Source organism: Pseudomonas coronafaciens pv. oryzae str. 1_6 (assembly GCF_000156995.2).
In the GTDB taxonomy this organism is placed as follows: domain Bacteria; phylum Pseudomonadota; class Gammaproteobacteria; order Pseudomonadales; family Pseudomonadaceae; genus Aquipseudomonas; species Aquipseudomonas tremae.
In genome coordinates this window covers 983,052-1,002,845 of the sequence record NZ_CP046035.1, presented here as the reverse complement: position 1 = coordinate 1,002,845, position 19,794 = coordinate 983,052, and the positions used below count along the sequence as shown (strand labels likewise).

At 56.6% G+C, this 19,794-nt stretch carries 18 protein-coding genes and 1 other RNA gene; 7 read left to right on the top strand and 12 right to left on the bottom strand.

Annotated features, from left to right (window positions below; genetic code table 11):
• Positions 1-153: 153 nt before the first annotated feature.
• A complete protein-coding gene (gene rlmE / locus POR16_RS04410) occupies positions 154-804 on the bottom strand; it encodes a 23S rRNA (uridine(2552)-2'-O)-methyltransferase RlmE (protein ID WP_005888982.1) in 651 nt (216 codons plus the stop codon).
• A gap of 103 nt (positions 805-907) precedes the next feature.
• Between rlmE and POR16_RS04405 the strand changes: the two genes are divergently transcribed.
• Positions 908-1,219: a YhbY family RNA-binding protein gene (locus POR16_RS04405; RefSeq protein WP_005888980.1), complete on the top strand. Its 312-nt coding sequence runs from the start codon at positions 908-910 to the stop codon at positions 1,217-1,219.
• Positions 1,220-1,299: 80 nt separating this feature from the next.
• Here the strand turns inward: POR16_RS04405 and greA are convergent, their stop codons facing one another.
• From greA to grpE, 7 genes are all read right to left on the bottom strand, one after another.
• On the bottom strand, positions 1,300-1,776 hold the full coding sequence (gene greA, locus POR16_RS04400) for a transcription elongation factor GreA (protein ID WP_002555134.1): 477 nt from the start codon (positions 1,774-1,776) through the stop codon (positions 1,300-1,302).
• Positions 1,773-4,994 (bottom strand): carbamoyl-phosphate synthase large subunit, encoded by a 3,222-nt coding sequence (gene carB / locus POR16_RS04395; RefSeq protein ID WP_005888978.1) that lies wholly within the window; start codon positions 4,992-4,994, stop codon positions 1,773-1,775. The genes greA and carB overlap by 4 nt, the downstream gene beginning before the upstream one ends.
• Positions 4,995-5,131: 137 nt before the next feature.
• Entirely contained in the window at positions 5,132-6,268 is a 1,137-nt protein-coding gene (gene carA / locus POR16_RS04390; protein WP_005888976.1) for a glutamine-hydrolyzing carbamoyl-phosphate synthase small subunit, read from the bottom strand.
• A gap of 215 nt (positions 6,269-6,483) precedes the next feature.
• Positions 6,484-7,287, bottom strand: a complete 804-nt coding sequence (gene dapB / locus POR16_RS04385) for a 4-hydroxy-tetrahydrodipicolinate reductase (protein ID WP_005888974.1) — start codon at positions 7,285-7,287, stop codon at positions 6,484-6,486.
• Positions 7,288-7,309: 22 nt separating this feature from the next.
• Positions 7,310-8,449, bottom strand: a complete 1,140-nt coding sequence (gene dnaJ / locus POR16_RS04380) for a molecular chaperone DnaJ (RefSeq protein WP_005888972.1) — start codon at positions 8,447-8,449, stop codon at positions 7,310-7,312.
• A gap of 326 nt (positions 8,450-8,775) precedes the next feature.
• Positions 8,776-10,692 carry a molecular chaperone DnaK gene (gene dnaK / locus POR16_RS04375; RefSeq protein WP_005888970.1) on the bottom strand — a complete coding sequence of 639 codons (1,917 nt, stop codon included), beginning with the start codon at positions 10,690-10,692 and terminating at the stop codon, positions 8,776-8,778.
• A gap of 110 nt (positions 10,693-10,802) precedes the next feature.
• A complete protein-coding gene (gene grpE / locus POR16_RS04370) occupies positions 10,803-11,366 on the bottom strand; it encodes a nucleotide exchange factor GrpE (protein ID WP_005888968.1) in 564 nt (187 codons plus the stop codon).
• A gap of 270 nt (positions 11,367-11,636) precedes the next feature.
• On the opposite strand from grpE, the gene recN reads away from it, so the two are divergent.
• On the top strand, positions 11,637-13,310 hold the full coding sequence (gene recN, locus POR16_RS04365) for a DNA repair protein RecN (protein ID WP_005888965.1): 1,674 nt from the start codon (positions 11,637-11,639) through the stop codon (positions 13,308-13,310).
• 47 nt (positions 13,311-13,357) lie between these two features.
• Here the strand turns inward: recN and fur are convergent, their stop codons facing one another.
• On the bottom strand, positions 13,358-13,765 hold the full coding sequence (gene fur, locus POR16_RS04360) for a ferric iron uptake transcriptional regulator (protein ID WP_002555142.1): 408 nt from the start codon (positions 13,763-13,765) through the stop codon (positions 13,358-13,360).
• A 98-nt stretch (positions 13,766-13,863) separates the two neighbouring features.
• On the opposite strand from fur, the gene POR16_RS04355 reads away from it, so the two are divergent.
• A complete protein-coding gene (locus POR16_RS04355) occupies positions 13,864-14,385 on the top strand; it encodes an outer membrane protein assembly factor BamE (protein ID WP_005888962.1) in 522 nt (173 codons plus the stop codon).
• 65 nt (positions 14,386-14,450) lie between these two features.
• Here the strand turns inward: POR16_RS04355 and POR16_RS04350 are convergent, their stop codons facing one another.
• Genes POR16_RS04350 through POR16_RS04340 form a run of 3 tightly spaced genes read right to left on the bottom strand, consistent with a single transcriptional unit; the run spans position 14,451 to position 16,603 of the window.
• Positions 14,451-14,765, bottom strand: coding sequence for an RnfH family protein (locus tag POR16_RS04350; protein ID WP_005888960.1), 315 nt, complete (start codon positions 14,763-14,765; stop codon positions 14,451-14,453).
• Entirely contained in the window at positions 14,758-15,192 is a 435-nt protein-coding gene (locus POR16_RS04345; protein WP_005888959.1) for a type II toxin-antitoxin system RatA family toxin, read from the bottom strand. Before POR16_RS04345 ends, POR16_RS04350 begins: the two co-directional genes overlap by 8 nt.
• A 7-nt stretch (positions 15,193-15,199) precedes the next feature.
• Complete coding sequence (locus tag POR16_RS04340; RefSeq protein WP_042932144.1) at positions 15,200-16,603, bottom strand: sodium-dependent transporter; 1,404 nt, start codon at positions 16,601-16,603, stop codon at positions 15,200-15,202.
• 113 nt (positions 16,604-16,716) lie between these two features.
• On the opposite strand from POR16_RS04340, the gene smpB reads away from it, so the two are divergent.
• The 4 genes from smpB (at position 16,717) to POR16_RS04320 (ending at position 19,728) form a co-directional block, all read left to right on the top strand.
• Positions 16,717-17,199 (top strand): SsrA-binding protein SmpB, encoded by a 483-nt coding sequence (gene smpB / locus POR16_RS04335; RefSeq protein WP_005888957.1) that lies wholly within the window; start codon positions 16,717-16,719, stop codon positions 17,197-17,199.
• Positions 17,200-17,482: 283 nt separating this feature from the next.
• The gene (locus POR16_RS04330; protein ID WP_005888956.1) at positions 17,483-17,767 is read left to right on the top strand and encodes a potassium-transporting ATPase subunit C; all 285 of its coding nucleotides are present in this window, start codon (positions 17,483-17,485) and stop codon (positions 17,765-17,767) included.
• 111 nt (positions 17,768-17,878) lie between these two features.
• Positions 17,879-18,270: a transfer-messenger RNA gene (ssrA, locus tag POR16_RS04325) on the top strand.
• A 183-nt stretch (positions 18,271-18,453) separates the two neighbouring features.
• On the top strand, positions 18,454-19,728 hold the full coding sequence (locus tag POR16_RS04320; protein ID WP_005888955.1) for an integrase domain-containing protein: 1,275 nt from the start codon (positions 18,454-18,456) through the stop codon (positions 19,726-19,728).
• The last annotated feature ends 66 nt before the right edge of the window (positions 19,729-19,794 follow it).

The window sequence follows — 19,794 nt, the reverse complement described above, 5'->3', positions numbered from 1 at the left end:
CAAGCGTGCCTCGCATGATATTCACCGGCCTAACTTACTACAGAACCTACAGATACGGCAGACACCGTCTGTAACCCTTTGTGAAACTTTGACAACACGATGTTCAGTCATGCTGCATCGATTACGCCATTTGAAAAAAGCTATCGCGCTTCGTCAAAAACGCTCGATGCTGGCTGCACCATCGATTCCACGAAAGCCACGAGCCAGCAGATATTGTTCGCGTGACCTGTCGCGGGACGACGAAGGCTTGCGCATCTGCACCTTGTCGAACAGCTTGCGAATATCCTTGTGGTAGACATCGAAGCCTTCACCCTGGAAGACCTTGATCAGAAAATCGCCACCGGGACGCAGTACCCGACCGGCAAGATCGAGCGCCAATTCACAGAGAAACATTGCACGCGGCATGTCGACAGCGCTCAATCCACTCATATTGGGGGCCATATCGGAAATCACAAGGTCTACCTGTGTATTACCGACAGCCTCCAGAATCTGTTCCAGAATGGCATCCTCGGTAAAATCCCCCTGAATGAAGGTCACATCCGGGATGCTGTCCATCTCGAGTATGTCGGAAGCAATCAGACGACCTTGACCGCCGATCAGACGACTGGTCACCTGCGACCAGCCTCCAGGCGCGGCACCGAGGTCGATAACGGTCATGCCGGGACGAATGATCTTGTCCTTTTCCTGAATCTCTAAAAGCTTGTAGCTGGCACGCGAACGGTAGCCGTCCTTTTGAGCCATTTTGACGTACTTGTCGTCGAAGTGTTCTTTGAGCCAGTTATGGCTTGTCTTGGAACGGGCCACAGGGCACCTCAAAAATAAACGAGTCGTGATTAACTGGGCGGTCCCGGACTCGCTCGGGTAAACTGGCCGCCGCTTTTAAAAGATCAGACGCAGAGGTCAGATTATGCCGCTCACTCCAGAGCAGAAGAAACAATACAAATCCATTGGCCACCATCTGAAACCGGTATTGATCGTGGCAGACAATGGTTTGACTGAAGGTGTGCTTGCAGAACTTGAGCGCGCTTTGAGCGATCACGAGCTGATCAAGATCAAGCTCAATATCCTCGACCGCGAAAGCCGTCTGGGAGCCGTAGCAGAACTGTGCAAGGCGGGCTCGGCCGACCTTGTACAGGTCATCGGCAAGATGGCGCTGATCTACCGCAAGAACCCAAAGGTAAACAAGCTGCTGTCCAACGTCCACCGCGCACACGGATAAAAACAGAAGTCAGGGCCGCCAAAAGCGCGCCCTGACTCTTTTTTACCACTGACTGCGCCCGCCACAGCGGGCGACAGGCATCAGATATGACGCACTTCGATGATTTCGTACTCGATGACGCCACTCGGCGTTTTTACGACAACGACATCACCCTCTTCCTTGGCAATCAAGGCACGAGCGATGGGCGAACCCACTGAAATCTTGCCCTTCTTGATATCCGCCTCGTCCTCACCCACGATCTGGTAGACCACGCTTTCATCCGTTTCGACGTTGGCGATTTCGACTGTCGTGCCGAAAATAACCTTGCCGGTATGCGGGATAGTTGTGACATCGATCACCACAGCGTTCTGCATGCGGCCTTCGATATCACGAATACGTGCCTCGACCATACCCTGCTGCTCACGAGCAGCATGGTATTCGGCGTTTTCCTTAAGGTCGCCTAGCTCACGCGCAGTACCGATGTCCTGGCTCAACTTTGGACGAATCACCTTGGTCAGGTGAGTCAGTTCTTCTTCCAGGGCGCGAGCGCCCTGAACAGTCATTGGGTATTTGATCATGCCTTCAATCCTGCATGGAGATCCTGCAAGCGACGCACGGTCTTCTCAGGACCGAACTTGAGCGCTTCACAGATCGCTTCGCCCGCTGCAATGGTAGTGGTGCAGTAGATTTTATGCTGCAAGGCGTTGCGACGGATGGAGTAGGAATCCGCGATCGACTGACGCCCCTCGGTGGTGTTGATGATCAGCGTGACTTCGTCATTCTTGATCATGTCGACCACGTGTGGACGGCCTTCGGTGACCTTGTTGACGCGACGCACTTTCAGGCCTGCCGCCTCGATCAGCTTGGCAGTCCCCGCCGTTGCGACGATCTCGAAGCCCAGATTGATGAGGTCACGAGCGACCGCTTCAACCAGAGGCTTGTCATCGTCCCGCACGCTGATGAACGCAGTGCCACCCGTTGGCAACACTTCGCTGGCGCCCATCTGGGCTTTGGCGAACGCTTCACCGAAGGTATCGCCTACGCCCATCACTTCGCCGGTCGACTTCATTTCCGGGCCGAGGATCGGGTCAACGCCAGGGAACTTGGCAAACGGGAACACGGCCTCTTTCACACTGTAGAAATTCGGAATGATTTCCTTGGTGAAGTTCAGCTCTTTCAGGGTTTTACCTGCCATCACGCGAGCGGCGATCATGGCCAGGGAAACACCGATGCACTTGGACACGAACGGCACGGTGCGCGATGCACGCGGGTTCACTTCAATGACGTAGATATCTTCGCCTTGAAGGGCCAGCTGTACGTTCATCAGTCCGACGACGCCTAATTCCAGAGCCATCTTCTTGACCTGCTCGCGCATCTCGTCCTGGATATGAGCAGGCAGCGAGTATGGCGGCAGCGAGCATGCGGAGTCACCGGAGTGAACGCCCGCCTGTTCGATGTGCTGCATGATCGCGCCGATCACCACATCGGTGCCGTCGCAGACCGCATCGACGTCCATCTCGATTGCACAGTTCAGGAAGTGGTCGAGCAACACAGGGCTGTCGTTGGAGACCTGAACCGCCTCACGCAGGTAACGCTTGAGCTCGTCTTCCTGGTAAACGATTTCCATCGCCCGACCGCCCAACACGTAGGACGGACGCACCACCAGCGGGTAACCGATCTTGGCCGCAGCCCGAATAGCTTCATCTTCACTGCGCACGGTAGCGTTTGGCGGCTGACGCAGGTTCAGACGCTCGACCATGTGCTGGAACCGCTCGCGGTCTTCGGCACGGTCGATGGCATCAGGGCTGGTACCGATAATCGGCACGCCAGCAGCTTCCAAAGCGCGAGCCAGTTTCAATGGCGTCTGGCCACCGTACTGGACGATGACGCCTTTCGGCTTCTCGACGCGCACGATTTCCAGCACGTCTTCCAGAGTGACTGGCTCGAAGTACAGACGGTCGGAAGTGTCGTAGTCAGTGGAAACGGTTTCCGGGTTGCAGTTGACCATGATGGTCTCGTACCCGTCTTCACGCAGCGCCAAAGCGGCATGGACGCAGCAGTAATCGAACTCGATACCCTGGCCGATGCGGTTCGGGCCACCACCAAGGATCATGATCTTGTCGCGAGTCGAAGGGTTGGCTTCGCATTCTTCTTCGTACGTGGAGTACAGGTACGCTGTATCGGTGGCGAACTCGGCTGCGCAGGTATCGACACGCTTGTAGACCGGGAACACTTCGAGTTTGTGGCGATGCGTACGCAGATTCTTCTCGGTGACGCCCAGCAGCTTGGCCAGACGCGCATCGGAGAAGCCCTTGCGCTTGAGGCGGAACATCAGGTCGCGATCGATAGCCGACAGACCCAGGGTCTTGACCTTTTCCTCATCCTTGACCAGATCCTCGATCTGAACCAGGAACCAGGGGTCAATCATGTTCATAGCGAAGATGTCTTCGACCGACATGCCCGCACGGAATGCATCGGCGACATACCAGATGCGCTCGGCACCCGGCACAGTCAGCTCACGCTTGAGCGTGCTCATGCTTTCCGGATGGCTCAGGTCCAGCTTCGGGTCAAGACCACAAACGCCCACTTCCAGACCGCGCAGGGCTTTTTGCAAGGACTCCTGGAAGGTACGGCCGATGGCCATGACTTCACCGACCGACTTCATCTGAGTGGTCAGGCGGGCATCTGCGTTGGCGAACTTCTCGAACGCAAAGCGCGGCAGCTTGGTGACCACGTAATCGATGGACGGCTCGAAAGACGCCGGTGTCTTGCCGCCAGTGATTTCGTTCGACAGTTCGTCGAGGGTGTAACCGACAGCCAGCTTGGCAGCGACCCGGGCAATCGGAAAACCGGTGGCCTTGGAGGCCAGCGCCGAAGAGCGCGAAACACGCGGGTTCATTTCGATCACGACCATGCGACCGGTGTCCGGGCAGATGCCGAACTGTACGTTGGAACCGCCGGTTTCAACGCCGATCTCACGCAGTACCGCCAGCGAGGCGTTACGCAGGATCTGGTATTCCTTGTCGGTCAGGGTCTGTGCGGGCGCAACGGTGATCGAGTCGCCGGTGTGCACGCCCATCGGATCGAAGTTCTCGATGGAGCAGACGATGATGCAGTTGTCCTTTTTGTCGCGGACAACTTCCATTTCGTACTCTTTCCAGCCGATCAGAGATTCATCGATCAGCAGTTCCTTGGTCGGCGACAGGTCCAGACCGCGGGCGCAGATTTCTTCGAACTCTTCGCGGTTGTAAGCGATACCGCCGCCCGTGCCACCCATCGTGAATGAAGGACGGATGATGCAAGGGAAGCCGAGTTTTTCAAGAACCGCGTTGGCTTCTTCCATGCTGTGCGCGATGCCGGAACGTGGGCACGCCAGGCCGATGGACTTCATGGCCTTGTCGAAACGCGAGCGGTCTTCAGCCTTGTCGATGGTGTCGGCATTGGCGCCGATCATCTCGACGCCGAACTTCTCCAGGACGCCTTCGCGCTCCAGGTCCAGCGCGCAGTTCAGCGCGGTCTGGCCACCCATGGTCGGCAGCAGTGCGTCCGGGCGCTCTTTTTCGATGATCTTGGCAACGGTCTGCCACTTGATCGGTTCGATGTAGGTCGCGTCGGCCATCGCCGGGTCAGTCATGATGGTGGCGGGGTTGGAGTTCACCAGGATGACGCGGTAGCCCTCTTCGCGCAGTGCCTTGCAGGCCTGGGCGCCAGAGTAGTCGAACTCACAGGCCTGGCCGATCACGATGGGGCCGGCACCAAGAATCAGGATGCTTTTTATGTCTGTACGTTTTGGCATGGTTGGTCACTCAAATCCGCAGGTTCAGTCGGCAAGCCGTCTTGAACATTTATCTGAGGTGGCCGGGGCGGCAGCAACCGGACATTGGGTCCGGGGCCGCCCTGGGCACCTGCGTATTACAGTCTCAAGGCAACCGGTCAGCGGCGCTTGGCCATGGCTTCGATAAAGCGATCAAACAGCGGCGCTACATCGTTCGGGCCAGGGCTCGCTTCGGGGTGACCCTGGAAGCTGAACGCGCTCTTGTCGGTCAGCTCGATACCCTGCAGGGTGCCGTCGAACAGCGACTTGTGGATAGCGCGAACGTTGCCCGGCAGCGTCGCTTCATCAACCGCAAAACCGTGGTTCTGGCTGGTGATCATCACAACGCCGGTGTCCAGATCCTGAACCGGGTGGTTTGCACCGTGGTGGCCGTGACCCATTTTCACGGTCTTGGCGCCAGCAGCCAGCGCCAGCAACTGGTGACCGAGGCAGATGCCGAATACCGGCAATTCGGTTTGCAGCACTTCTCTGATGGCCTTTATAGCGTAGTCGCAAGGCTCGGGATCACCCGGGCCGTTGGACAGGAAAACGCCGTCCGGCTTGTAGGCAAGCACTTCGCTGGCAGGCGTTTGCGCCGGGACCACTGTCACACGGCAACCGCGCTCTACGAGCATGCGCAGGATGTTGACCTTGATGCCATAGTCGTAGGCGACAACGTGGTAAGGCAGCTCGGAAGCAGCGATCTCAGGGTGGCTGTCGGTCTTCAGATTCCAGACACTGTGGCGCCACTCATAAGTGTCCTTGGTGCTGACTTCTTTCGCCAGATCCATGCCCTTGAGGCCAGGGAAGCCGCGAGCGGCAGCAATGGCTGCCTCTTCCGAAATGTTATCGCCGGCCATGATGCAGCCGTTCTGGGCGCCTTTCTCACGCAGGATGCGGGTCAGGCGACGCGTGTCGATGCCAGCGATGGCAACGACGTTGTTGGCTTTCAGGTAATCACCGAGGGACATCTTGTTACGCCAGTTGCTGGCTACCAGCGGCAGGTCACGAATGACCAGGCCGGCTGACCACACACGATCAGACTCTGCGTCTTCAGGTGTAGTACCGGTGTTGCCGATATGAGGGTAAGTCAGGGTAACGATCTGCTGGGCGTAGGAAGGATCGGTAAGAATTTCCTGATAGCCTGTCATTGCGGTGTTGAACACCACCTCACCAACGGTCTGACCGTCGGCTCCAATGGCTTCGCCGCGAAAAATGCTGCCATCAGCAAGGGCGAGTATGGCTGGCTTAGTCAAGAAGACCTCCCGTAAATAAAACCTGAAAGGGCGATCGCAGGCTGCAAAAAAGCGGAATGACGTAGTAACGTCACCCCGCTTTCTTATGGAATCATCTGCGCGCTTTTAGTGGACACACTAAAGCTGTAGCTTACAGAAAAGGCCCATTTTGGTCTACCACCAATGAGCCTGAAAAGCGGGAAAATGCGACAGGGCCTTGGCCGGCCCTGTAAAAATCAATGCAGACCCAATACATCCTGCATGTCATAGAGCCCTGGAGCCTTGCCTTCAAGCCACATGGCCGCACGGACCGCGCCCTTGGCGAAGGTCATGCGGCTGGATGCCTTGTGAGTGATCTCGACCCGCTCACCTTCAGCTGCGAACAGCACGGTATGATCACCGACCACGTCACCCGCACGAATGGTCGCAAAGCCGATGGTCTGGCGATCACGCGCGCCGGTCTGGCCTTCACGCCCATAGACAGCGACTTTTTCCAGATCCCGGCCCAGTGCATTGGCAACCACCTCACCCATACGCAGGGCGGTTCCGGAAGGCGCATCGACCTTGTGCCGATGGTGCGCCTCGGTGATTTCGATATCGACCTCATCACCCAGAACCCGTGCCGCAGTGTCGAGCAGTTTCAGGCAAAGATTCACACCGATGCTGAAATTGGCGGCAAACACGATCGGAATGTCTTTGCCCGCCTCTGCCAGACGCTGCTTTTCTTCGGCACTGAAACCGGTCGTGCCAATGATCATGGCCTTGCCTGCCTTGCGGCAGAACGCCAGGTTCTTCAGCGTCACCGACGGATGAGTAAAATCGATCAGCACGTCGAACTCGTCCGCCACTTTTGCCAGATCACCTGACAGCGGCACACCGATACGACCCAGCGCCGCCAACTCGCCGGCATCAGCCCCCACCAGCGTGCTGTCGGGACGATCGACAGCAGCAGTCAGCCCTGCGCCAGGCGCCTGCTGAACCGCTTCGATCAAAGTCTTGCCCATGCGCCCTGCGGCACCTACTACAGCAATACGTCGCATGCTCTGCTCCTGTTTGTCAGCCTTACAGATCGCCGAAGAAACGCTTCACACCCTCAAACCAGCCACTGGCCTTGGGAGAGTGGGATTCGTCGTTTTCGAGCGATGTGCGGAACTCTTCAAGCAATTCACGCTGACGCTTGCTCAGGTTGACCGGCGTCTCGACTGCCACGCGGCACATCAAATCGCCCGCACCGCCGCCACGCACCGGAGCGACACCCTTGCCGCGCAAGCGGAACTGCTTGCCGGTCTGAGTACCTTCCGGAATCTTCAGTTTGACGCGACCGTCGAGCGTCGGCACTTCAAGCTCGCCGCCCAGCGCTGCATCGGTGAAGCTGATAGGCACTTCACAGAAAAGATGCTTGCCGTCACGCTGGAAGATCGCGTGTTCGCGCACATTGATCACGACATACAGGTCGCCAGTCGGCCCGCCCTGCACGCCCGCCTCGCCCTCACCAGACAGGCGGATACGGTCACCGGTATCGACGCCAGGCGGCACTTTGACGGAAAGCGTCTTGTACTCTTCAACACGACCTTCGCCATGACACGAATCGCACGGGTCGGAAATGATCTTGCCCTGACCATGACAGCGCGGGCAGGTTTGCTGCACAGAGAAGAAACCCTGCTGCATACGCACCTGACCAATACCGCCACAGGTAGGGCACGTCACGGGGGCCGAGCCTTTCTTGGCGCCGCTGCCGTCGCAAGGTTTGCAATTGACCAGTGTCGGAACACGAATATTCACGGTCGTGCCGCGAACTGCTTCTTCCAGATTCAGCTCCAGCGTGTAACGCAGATCGCTGCCACGCTGCGCACCGCCGCGACCACCGCCGCCGCCAGCGCGACCGCCACCGAAGAAATCGCTGAACACGTCGCCGAAGATATCGGAGAAATTGGCGCCACCGGCGCCGCCACCGAAACCGCCGCCACCCATGCCTGGGTCGACACCGGCATGACCATATTGATCGTAGGCAGCGCGCTTGCTGGCATCCGAAAGAACTTCGTAAGCCTCGTTGGCCTCTTTGAACAGTTCTTCCGACGCTTTGTCATCAGGGTTACGGTCAGGGTGGTGCTTCATTGCCAGACGACGGTAAGCCTTTTTCAGGTCTGCCTCGCTGGAGCCTCGCTCCACTCCCAACACTTCGTAATAATCACGCTTTGCCATAGTTCTTCCGTACTCTTGAGGACGTTCGGCGAGACTCTCCTGAGACCTGCCAAACTCGTTGAGCCCAACTCAGGCCCCGGACCCAACTCACGTCGATTCAACGATCCTGGTCTTCATTCAAAAGCCAGATATGACTGACCGGTAAAGCGGCAGAATGAGTCGCTACGCAGGAGCGTAGCGACCTTGCCACATGACATGCGGAGCGACTCCACACGTCGAAATTTTGGGTGTTCCAGACACGCCAACGCGGGAGCAAGCTCCCGCGCGGCGACATCCTACCAGCCACCGCCCGAAAGAGGTCAACCGGCTTTCAAGTGAGCCTGCGCTTACTTGTGGTCTTTCACTTCTTCAAACTCGGCGTCGACGACATCGTCAGCCTTGGTCGCTTCTTCAGCAGGCTTGGCTGCTGCTTCAGGGTTTTCGGCCTGCTCGGCATACATCTTCTGAGCGATTGGCGCGGAAACTTTCGACAACTCTTCGACCTTGGCTTCAATGACAGCCTTGTCGTCGCCCTTGATGGCAGCTTCCAGAGCAACCAGCGCAGCTTCGACGGCTGTCTTCTCTTCGGCAGTGACCTTGTCACCTGCGTCAGTGATCATCTTGCGAGTCGAATGGACCAGTGCATCGCCCTGGTTACGGGCAGATGCCAGCTCTTCGAACTTGCGGTCTTCTTCAGAGTTGGCTTCGGCGTCGCGAACCATCTTCTGAATTTCTTCCTCGGACAGACCGGAGTTGGCCTTGATCACGATGGACTGCTGCTTGCCGGTCGCCTTGTCTTTCGCGCCAACGTGCAAGATGCCGTTTGCGTCGATGTCGAAGGTTACTTCGATCTGTGGCACGCCGCGTGGAGCTGGCGGAATCTCGGCCAGATCGAACTTGCCCAACGATTTGTTCTGAGTCGCCTGCTTACGCTCACCTTGCAGCACGTGAATGGTCACGGCGTTCTGGTTGTCGTCAGCAGTCGAGAACACCTGAGATTTCTTGGTAGGAATCGTGGTGTTCTTCTCGATCAGCGCAGTCATCACGCCGCCCATGGTTTCGATACCCAGGGTCAGCGGGCTTACATCCAGCAGCAGAACGTCTTTGACATCACCGGCCAGTACAGCGCCCTGGATGGCAGCACCCATTGCAACAGCTTCGTCCGGGTTGACGTCTTTACGTGCTTCCTTACCGAAGAACTCGGTAACAAGCTTCTGGACCAGCGGCATACGAGTCTGACCACCGACCAGAATCACGTCGTTAATCTGGCTTCTTTCGATACCGGCATCTTTAAGCGCCATTTCGCACGGTGCGATAGTGCGCTGAACCAGGTCTTCAACCAGTGATTCCAGCTTGGAACGCGAGATTTTCACGTTCAAATGCTTTGGACCGGTTGCATCTGCAGTGATGTAAGGCAGGTTGACATCGGTCGACTGGCTGGACGAAAGCTCGATCTTGGCTTTTTCAGCAGCCTCTTTCAGGCGCTGCATGGCCAGCGGGTCACCTTTAAGGTTCATGCCGCTTTCTTTCTTGAACTCGTCGACCAGAAAGTCGATCAGGCGAATATCGAAGTCTTCACCGCCCAGGAACGTGTCACCGTTGGTTGCCAACACTTCAAACTGGTGCTCGCCATCAACTTCAGCGATCTCGATAACCGAGACGTCGAAAGTACCGCCACCCAGGTCATAAACGATGACAGTGTGATCGCCTTTGGCCTTGTCCATACCGTAAGCCAGCGCGGCTGCGGTTGGTTCGTTGATGATGCGCTTGACGTCCAGACCAGCAATACGGCCAGCGTCCTTGGTTGCCTGACGCTGACTGTCATTGAAGTAGGCCGGAACGGTAATGACCGCTTCGGTAACCGTTTCGCCGAGGTAGTCTTCGGCAGTTTTTTTCATTTTCTTCAGGATTTCAGCGGAAATCTGAGGAGGCGCCATTTTCTGGCCATTCACCTCAACCCAGGCATCACCGTTGTCAGCCTTGACGATCTTGTAAGGGACCATCTGGATATCTTTCTGAACGACATCCTCTTCGAACTTACGACCGATAAGGCGCTTCACCGCGTACAGAGTATTGTGCGGGTTGGTGACCGCCTGACGCTTGGCGGACTGACCGACCAGAATCTCGCCATCATTTGCATAAGCGATGATCGAAGGTGTAGTACGAGTACCTTCGGCGTTCTCGATAACCTTGACGTTACCGTTTTCCAGAATGGAGACGCAGGAGTTGGTAGTCCCCAAGTCGATACCGATAATTCTGCCCATCTTGACTCTCCCGAAACTTGCAAAATTTGAATGTGGTTGCCGCAATTGCGTTTACAACTTGCGGTAGCTCTTAAACGCTTGACCTTTAAATGGGGGCCTTACTGCTTATTTCAAGCCTGCTCGTTGATTGACGGCGTTGCAGGCGACGGTGCCTTGCTGACCACAACCATGGCCGGGCGCAACAGACGACCGTTAAGCTGATAACCCTTCTGGAACACTTTGAGCACCGTATTGGGCTCTACATCAGTACTTTCCTGCATGGCCATCGCCTGGTGCTGGTCAGCACTGAACGGTTGACCGTGCGGATCGATGGCTTCCAGCTGATAACGCTTGAGAGTGTCCTGGAACATCTTCAAGGTCAGCTCGATGCCTTCACGCATCGGACGAATGCTTTCATCGTCCGGACTGGACAGATCAAGGCCTCGCTCCAGACTGTCGATGATCGGCAAGAGATCACCGGCAAATTTTTCCAGCGCAAACTTGTGCGCCTTTTCAACATCCTGTTCGGCACGGCGGCGGACATTCTGCAGATCCGCAGCCACCCGAAGAGATTGGTCCTGCGCAGCAGCCAGTTGCTCTTCGAGCACCTGCACGCGGGTTGTCAATTCTTCACCCGCGCCTGCCTCGGCAGCCTGATCCTGAGCCTGCGCATCCAGATTCTGTTCGTCAGCCATAAGTATTCTCCTCTAAAAACTTCCGCGATCCCGATTCGCGCTTCTGTCCCCTATATGGGACCGGATTTTTCGGCTTCAAGGGTTCCAAGTCATCCAGATACGTATTCCCTGACAAAAAATCCGCCTTCCAGCCCCTCGGGAAAATCGCCCAGGCGAGCAACAGGGACTAAGAACCCCTGGAAACCGATCAAATCGAGCTAAGCAGGGGCATTGTCAGCAACAAGAAAAACACTGTATAAATAACCAGACAAACAGCCCGGGAGCCGCTCAATGCTGGTGCACCTTTCCGTACACAACTACGCCATCGTCGAACACCTTGATCTTGAACTGGATCGGGGCATGAGCGTCATCACCGGCGAAACCGGCGCTGGCAAATCGATCATGCTCGATGCTCTCGGGCTGACTCTGGGCGATCGGGCCGACAGCGGCGTGGTCAGGCCTGGTGCCGACAAAGCCGACATACTCGCCACGTTCGATCTGGGCGACATTCCCGAGGCCGAGGCCTGGCTGAAAGAGCGCGACCTGGACAACGACGGCCCTTGCATCCTGCGTCGTGTGATTACCGCCGAAGGTCGTTCACGCTCTTATATCAATGGTTCGCCCTGCCCTCAGGGCGACCTGAAAGCGCTGGGCGAACTGCTGATCGACATCCACAGTCAGCATGAGCATCAGTCGCTGCTCAAGACCGACACCCATCGTCGCCTGCTGGACGAGTACGCTGGCGCAACCGACCTCGCACGTCAGGTCCATCTTGCCGCCCAGCGCTGGCGCCAGACACGCCAAGAGCTGGAGCGCCTTTCCAATTCCGGCGACGAACAACGCGCCCGGCATCAGCTATTGAGCTATCAACTGGAAGAGCTGGAAAGCTTGAGCCTCGGCGAGAACGAGCTTGAACAGCTCGAGCAGGAACACAAGGACCTGACCAACGCAGAAAGCCTGCTGAGCATCTGTCGGCAAGTAGTCGAGCAGTGCAGTGAAAGCGACTCCGGCAATGTGCTGAATGCCCTGACCGCCAGCCTTCACAGGCTCGGCAGTGTCGACCATTCGCCCTCGGCATTGAGCGAGGCGACAGGCTTGCTGTCCAGCGCCCAGATTCAGGTTGAAGAAGCGGTGGGCGAACTGAACCGCTTTCTGGATCATTTCGATGCCGATCCGGCTCGACTGCAACAGCTTGAAGAGCGACTCGATGCTATCTATACACTGGCACGCAAACATCGCATCCAGCCGGGCGAAGTCGCTACACTGCAACAGAAACTGCTGGATGAAATAGAAACGCTGAACGCCAATGACGAATCCATCGAGCGCTTGGAGCACGAAGTCCAGGCCTTCGCTCGCCACTACCAGGAAAAAGCCCGTGAGCTGAGCGATCTGCGCCACACGTCGTCGACAAAACTGGCCAGCGCCGTCGAACAGGAAATTCATCGCCTGGGCATGCCCGGCGGTCGCTTCCAGATCGAGCTTAAACCCAATGCCAATGCAGAACCGCTTCCGCATGGCCTGGAGCAGGTAGAACTGCTGGTCAGCGCCAACCCGGGCCAGCCGCTGAAGGCACTGGCGAAAGTCGCGTCAGGCGGTGAGCTTTCGAGAATCAGCCTCGCCATCCAGGTCATTACTGCGCAAACCTCGCGCGTCCCGACGCTGGTGTTCGACGAAGTCGACGTCGGCATTGGTGGCCCCACCGCTGAAATCGTGGGCCAGCTCTTGCGCCGCCTGGGTGAACGCGGGCAAGTGATGACCGTCACGCACCTTCCGCAGGTTGCAGCGCAGGGCCATCAGCACCTCTTCGTGCACAAGGTCAGGGACAACGACGCAACGCGCACAGCGGTTTCCAAACTCAGCAAAACTGAGCGCATAGAAGAAGTGGCCCGAATGCTGGGCGGCATCGACCTGACCAAGGAATCCCTGGCGCACGCCAAGAAGATGGTCGTCACGGCCAAAAGCTGAACGATAAAAAGCACAAAGGCGACCCTGGGTCGCCTTCGTTGCTAGTGCTATGCCTTCTTGTTGCGGACGTAGAGCACCAGATTGTGATCCACCAGGTCAAAGCCGTGTCTTTCGACAATGGCCTTCTGAAGCTTCTCGATTTCTTCGTCGAAGAACTCGATCACCTCACCTGACTCCACATTGACCATATGGTCGTGGTGGCCGCCGTCAGCCAGCTCGAACACAGCGTGACCGCCGTCGAAATTGTGGCGAACCACCAATCCCGCGGCTTCAAACTGGGTCAGGACACGGTAAACCGTGGCCAGGCCGACGTCCTCGCTAGCCTCCATGAGAGCCTTGTAGACATCCTCGGCGCTCATGTGGCGCTGCTCGGCAGAATCGAGCATTTGGAGTATTTTAACCCTCGGCAATGTTACCTTGAGTCCTGCTTTACGTAGTTCGCTATTTTCAACCATGGTCAGCTTTCTCGCAGACGCTGCTTCGCAGCTTCTCTTAATGCAGGTATGATCGGGGTTTACGTTGTCCCAGCCAAGATAGTGGAAGTCGCCCACCGATGCAAAACACCAAGCTCTTGCTAACCAGTTTCACCTTCGTGGGACTGCTCGCACTCGCCGGTTGTTCATTCCCCGGGGTTTACAAAATCGACATCCAGCAGGGTAATGTCGTCACGCAGGACATGATAGACCAGTTGCGCCCCGGAATGACCCGGCGGCAAGTACGGTTTATCATGGGCAACCCCCTGTTGACCGACACTTTCCACTCCAACCGGTGGGATTACCTGTACAGCCTGCAGCCAGGTGGCGGTGAACGCCAGCAGGAGCGTGTCAGTCTGGTATTCAACGACAGCGACCAACTGGTCAGCCTGTCAGGTGACTTCATGCCCGGCGTCAGTCGCGATGAGGCCATTCTCGGCAAAGGCAGCGATACCGCGACGCCTGCAGAGAAGCAACCTGAGCAGAAACCAGAAGAGCCAGCCAAACCAGGCTCGCTGCTGGACACTATCCAGAAGGACGTGGACAGCGTTGAGACCGTTCCGGTCCCGACCCAGGAGCCGCTGGACACTAACAACCGTTAGTCTTCAGACGCTCATCAAAAAGCCCGGCGTGCCGGGCTTTTTTGCGGGTCTCTTTCAGCAAATGTTCAGCCAGACAGCCCTCTTTTTTCACGCGCCTTGGCTGCGCGCAGACGTCTGATTTCCATCGGGTCGGCCAATAGCGGGCGATAAATCTCGATCCGCTCCCCTGCTGCCAGCAGACGCTCGGCGGGATTAGTGACCACTTTACCGAAAATACCCACCGGGCATTGAGTCAGATCCAGCTCGGGAAACTCCCGATCCATGCCACACATCGCCAGCGCCTGACTCACGGTCGAGCCGGCGGGGACCTCAACCGTCATCAACACCTGACGCTGTACCGAGGCATACACCACCTCGACCTGAATCGATGCCTCAGCCATGTAGCTCTTTCGCCCGCTGGCAGAACGCATCCACCAGCGTATTGGCCGCCTGATTGAACAGTGGCCCCAAGGTTGCGCGAACGATTGTCCCGGCGTAATCAAACGAAAGATCAAGGCTGATCTTGCAGGCTTTCTCACCCAACGGCTTGAAAGTCCAAACGCCGTGAAACTGCTCGAATGGCCCTTCGACCAGATCCATCACGATCGACTCGCCGGGAATCAGCGTGTTGCGCGTCATGAATTTCTGACTCAGACCGCTCTTGGCAATCTCCAGACTGGCGCGCATTTGCGCTTCACTGGCCTCCAGCACGGTGGCAGACGAACACCACGGCAGAAATTCGGGATAACGGGCCACATCATTGACCAGGTCGTAAAGAAACCTGGCCGGATAAGGCAATAGGGCAGAACGTTGTATGTGCGTAGTCATGTGAGCGTCATTTCCAGAGCTGAGCGGCAAACACCACAAGAATGCCGAGCGGCGCCACGTAGCGCATCAAAAAGAAGGTCAGGTTGAAGAGCAATGGGCTGCGAATCGACAATTCGTCGCGCACCGCCTCACGGTTCATCACCCAGCCAGCGAATACCACGAAACACAAACCACCCAGCGGCAGCATGATCCGCGAAGTGAAGAAATCAATGACTCCGAAGAAGTCGAGGCCAGTTGATGCCCCCCACTGGTAGAGGTGGAATACGCCCCCATCGTTCACGAAGAACTTCGCTCTTTGCCAAATATTGAAGGAAAACACCGTCCCGAGCCCGACAAACCAGCACGTAAACGCCAACCAGAACGTTACCCAGCCCCGGCGAACGCGGGTGCGTTCGACCAGATAAGCCACCATCGGCTCTAGCAATGAAATGGCCGAGCTCCAGGCTGCGACGGCCACCAATACAAAGAACACGATGCCCATCAACTGACCGAAAGCCACATTGCCGAACGCGTAAGGCAAGGTGACGAACATAAGGCCGGGGCCTTCACTCGGGTTGAGGCCGGCGGCAAACACAATCGGAAACAGTGCCAGCCCTGCCAGCAGCGAGACGAACGTGTCGAGCAATGCAATGCCGACAACGGTTGTGCTGATCGAGGCGTCTTTGGTCATGTAAGCGCCGTAGACCATGATCGAGCCAACGCCGACGCTCAACGAAAAGAACGCGTGCCCCATCGCCGGCAGCAAGCCATCCAGCACTTTGTCCGGGTTGAAGTCAAACATGAAATGCACACCTTCCATGAAGTGCCCGGTTGTCAGGCTATAGCCCAACAACGCCAGCATCAGCAGGAACAGCATGGGCATCATGATGCGCAGGCTTTTCTCCAGGCCCGCCTCGACGCCTTTGCCGATCACCACGGCCGATAGCAGCATGAACATGGTGTGCCACAGAATCAGGCGCCACGGGTCGGCAATTACAGCGCCAAAATACGCACCGACCTGATCCGGCGACACATCCTGAAAATCGCCGCGCCCCATGTCGATGATGTAATCCAGCGACCAGCCGCCCACCACACTATAAAAGGAGAGAATCAGCAACGCCGTGATCATCCCGGCGAAGGCCCCCCAGGACCAGCGCGCCGAATGTCCCGATTCCACCGCCAGGGTCTTGAGCGCATTGGCAGGGCTGAGGCGCGAGCGACGACCGATAAGCGTCTCCGCAATCATGACCGGAATGCCGATCAACGCGATGCACGCCAGAAACACCAGCACAAATGCGCCGCCGCCATAGGCACCGACCATGTACGGGAATTTCCAGATACTGCCCAGCCCCACGGCGGAACCAGTGGCAGCCAGGATGAACACCCAGCGGCTTGCCCAGCTACCGTGGACCGAAACCTTGTCCGTCGACATTATTGAAACGCCCAGCCAAAAAAGATCGCGCATTGTCCGGGATTCAACCTTTGTGCTCAAGCACGCGCTTTCCCGTAGCCGACATTGATGCAACTCCCTATAATGCGCCCCCTATGGCTAAGCTCAAGAAAAACCCCACAGGGACCATCGCGCAGAACAAGAAGGCGCGTCACGATTACTTCATCGAACACAAGTTCGAGGCCGGTCTGGTCCTGGCTGGCTGGGAAGTAAAAAGCCTGCGTGCCACAAAGGTACAGCTGGTCGACAGTTACGTGCTGCTCAAGGACGGTGAGGCCTGGCTGATGGGTTGCCACATCACGCCGCTCAAGACTGCCAGCACGCACGTCATCGCTGACCCGACACGCACCCGCAAACTCCTGCTGAACCAGCGCGAGCTCGAAAAGCTCACCACCGCGGTTCAGCAGAAAGGCTATGCCTGCGTGGCCCTTTCCATTTACTGGAAGCAGCACCTGATCAAGTGCGAAATTGCTTTGGGTAAGGGTAAGAAGGAATACGACAAGCGCCACACCGAGCGCGAACGCGACTCGGACCGCGAGCTGCAACGCGCCGTTCGCTCCAAGGGCAAGGACGAATAAGTCCTGCGACGCGTCCAATGCCATGCCCGTGCATTGGACGCTCCTTCACCTCAGCATTGCCCTCTCCTCCGCTAACAATCCACAATCTCCTCGAAGATCGCCCCACTTTGGTGCCCGAACAGCCCTATTTGGCTTTTTCGCCCCTGTCCAAAAATAAAATAGAACGCCTGCGTTACGACACAGTCAATCTTTTAGGCCCAACTGTAAAACGGGCTTTCAAAACCCTCGGGCGACGGCGTCAAAGACCGGCCACACCGAGTCCACAGGTTATAAGGAGAGACATATGAAGCGTACCGCCCTCACTGGATTGTTCTTCAGCGCTGCCCTGTTGGCTTCGCCGGTTTTCGCCGCCGATGATTTGTGTGCTGCGAACATCAAGACCATCGAAAATGCCCAGGCCTCTTCCGGCACCAACCTGAGCCCTGAAAACAAGACCATGCTCGAAACCACCGAGAAGAACGCCAAGGCCGCTCAAGCCCAGAACGACGAGAAAAAATGCGTCGAAATCACCACCAAGGTGATCACTTCGCTGAAAAACACTGGCTCGGGTAGCGAAGGCACTAAATAACACCGTCGATCAGGCTGGCTGTGCAGGCTGACCTGATCGATTGCAGCAAACGGGTCGACGTGGCACGCCAATCGGCGTACACTCCGCCCCAGCGATTGCGAAAGCAATCTCGGGGCCGATTTGGATTCGACGCCGGTGATGAAACTTTAGGTGCATGCCGAGTTGGTAACAGAACTCGTAAATCCACTGTTGCAACTTTCTATAGTTGCCAATGACGAAACCTACGGGGAATACGCTCTCGCCGCGTAAGCGGTGCTAGCCTTCCTTCTGGTAGCTTCGGCTCCAGCAATCATCAGGGGATGCCTGTAAACCCGAAATGATTGTCATATAGAACAGGATCGTCGCCTAGTACGTTGCGGACGAAGCGACTAAAACTTACGCAACTCGCCCAAAGCACCCTGCCCGTCGGGTCGCTGAGGGTTAACTTAATAGACACGGCTAAGCATGTAGTACCGACAGCGGAGTACTGGCGGACGGGGGTTCAAATCCCCCCGGCTCCACCATATCAACATCTAAAGACGTCTAAGGACGTCTTTTTTTGTGCCTAAAATCCAGTAAATACAAAGGTTTAGGCTCCATAGCAGTCTTATTGCGTCTAGGGACATCTGCTGGCTCGTGTATTCCAAGTGGTATTCCAAGCGTTCACCTGCTAAATTTTGGAATACATAAATAGCTTGGAATACATCATGGGAGCTCGAGCGGCACGCCTTTCAGACGTCAAAGTGAAGGCCGCCAAGCCGAAGGAGAAGGACTACATCCTCACTGATGGTGACGGCCTTCAGATGAGAGTTAGGGCCAATGGATCGAAGCTTTGGAACTTCAATTACATCCACCCGGAGAGCAAAAAACGGATCAACATGGGTTTGGGTACCTTTCCAGAGGTAAGCCTGGCTCAGGCACGGACACGCACCGTGGGTGCCAGAGAGCTAGTTGCTCAAGGTCTCGATCCTAAGGAAAAGCGTGACACGGATCGGCAGACGTTAAAGGCGGCCACGGAACACACATTTAAGAACGTAGCCACCACCTGGTTTGATCTCAAGAAAGACTCAGTGACCACGGCTTACGCTGAAGACATCTGGCGCTCTTTAACGCTCCACGTCTTTCCCGATCTGGCGCTGACGCCGATTTCGGCAATCACTGCTCCAGTGGTCATTAAATTGCTGAGACCTCTCGAGACAAAAGGCAGCCTAGAGACGGTCAAGCGGCTTAGCCAACGCCTTAACGAGATCATGACTTACGGGGTGAATGCCGGGCTCATTTTCTCTAATCCACTCAGTGGCATCCGGTCCGTCTTCAAAAAGCCGAAGAAACAAAACATGCTAGCGCTCGCGCCGGATGAGCTTAAAGAATTGATGATAACTATCGCCAATGCCAGCATAAAGAGGACAACGCGCTGCTTGATTGAGTGGCAACTCCACACCATGACTCGTCCAGCGGAAGCAGCTACGGCTCGCTGGGCAGATATCGACCTTGAGAAGAAGGTATGGACGATACCTCCAGAACGCATGAAAAAACGTCGCACGCATGTTATCCCGCTAACCCAACAAGCTCTTGAGCTTTTGGAAGCTATAAAGCCTTTCAGTGGGCACCGTGAGTATGTGTTCCCGGCGGATCGAAATCCGCGCACCCATTGCAACAGCCAGACTGCGAATATGGCGCTCAAACGGATGGGATTTGAGGGGCGTCTAGTGAGCCACGGTATGCGCTCCATGGCGAGCACCATACTTAACGAACATGGATGGGATCCAGAGTTGATTGAGGTCGCACTCGCACACGTTGACAAGGACGAAGTACGAAGCGCCTATAATCGGGCTGACTACATCGAGCGTAGGCGTCCAATGATGAAATGGTGGAGCGAGCACATCCAGACAGCGGCTACCGGAAGTCTCTCGATGTCAGCAATCATTTGCGCGGGGGAGGGAGCACTCACTAGACCTTACCGTGACACGAGTGATCATTAAAAGCTGGGCGTATAGCAGGAGATTGCCAGCTCACGCTTGCATACTGACACGCTCGCGAAGCTACTC

Excerpts from the sequence above, each read along its gene's own strand:
- POR16_RS04405 (WP_005888980.1), top strand. The coding sequence starts at position 908 with ATGCCGCTCACTCCAGAGCAGAAGAAACAATACAAATCCATTGGCCAC.
- greA (WP_002555134.1), bottom strand. The coding sequence starts at position 1,776 with ATGATCAAATACCCAATGACTGTTCAGGGCGCTCGCGCCCTGGAAGAA.
- carB (WP_005888978.1), bottom strand. The coding sequence starts at position 4,994 with ATGCCAAAACGTACAGACATAAAAAGCATCCTGATTCTTGGTGCCGGC.
- dapB (WP_005888974.1), bottom strand. The coding sequence starts at position 7,287 with ATGCGACGTATTGCTGTAGTAGGTGCCGCAGGGCGCATGGGCAAGACT.
- dnaJ (WP_005888972.1), bottom strand. The coding sequence starts at position 8,449 with ATGGCAAAGCGTGATTATTACGAAGTGTTGGGAGTGGAGCGAGGCTCC.
- dnaK (WP_005888970.1), bottom strand. The coding sequence starts at position 10,692 with ATGGGCAGAATTATCGGTATCGACTTGGGGACTACCAACTCCTGCGTC.
- grpE (WP_005888968.1), bottom strand. The coding sequence starts at position 11,366 with ATGGCTGACGAACAGAATCTGGATGCGCAGGCTCAGGATCAGGCTGCC.
- recN (WP_005888965.1), top strand. The coding sequence starts at position 11,637 with ATGCTGGTGCACCTTTCCGTACACAACTACGCCATCGTCGAACACCTT.
- fur (WP_002555142.1), bottom strand. The coding sequence starts at position 13,765 with ATGGTTGAAAATAGCGAACTACGTAAAGCAGGACTCAAGGTAACATTG.
- POR16_RS04355 (WP_005888962.1), top strand. The coding sequence starts at position 13,864 with ATGCAAAACACCAAGCTCTTGCTAACCAGTTTCACCTTCGTGGGACTG.
- POR16_RS04350 (WP_005888960.1), bottom strand. The coding sequence starts at position 14,765 with ATGGCTGAGGCATCGATTCAGGTCGAGGTGGTGTATGCCTCGGTACAG.
- POR16_RS04345 (WP_005888959.1), bottom strand. The coding sequence starts at position 15,192 with ATGACTACGCACATACAACGTTCTGCCCTATTGCCTTATCCGGCCAGG.
- POR16_RS04340 (WP_042932144.1), bottom strand. The coding sequence starts at position 16,603 with ATGTCGACGGACAAGGTTTCGGTCCACGGTAGCTGGGCAAGCCGCTGG.
- smpB (WP_005888957.1), top strand. The coding sequence starts at position 16,717 with ATGGCTAAGCTCAAGAAAAACCCCACAGGGACCATCGCGCAGAACAAG.
- POR16_RS04330 (WP_005888956.1), top strand. The coding sequence starts at position 17,483 with ATGAAGCGTACCGCCCTCACTGGATTGTTCTTCAGCGCTGCCCTGTTG.
- POR16_RS04320 (WP_005888955.1), top strand. The coding sequence starts at position 18,454 with ATGGGAGCTCGAGCGGCACGCCTTTCAGACGTCAAAGTGAAGGCCGCC.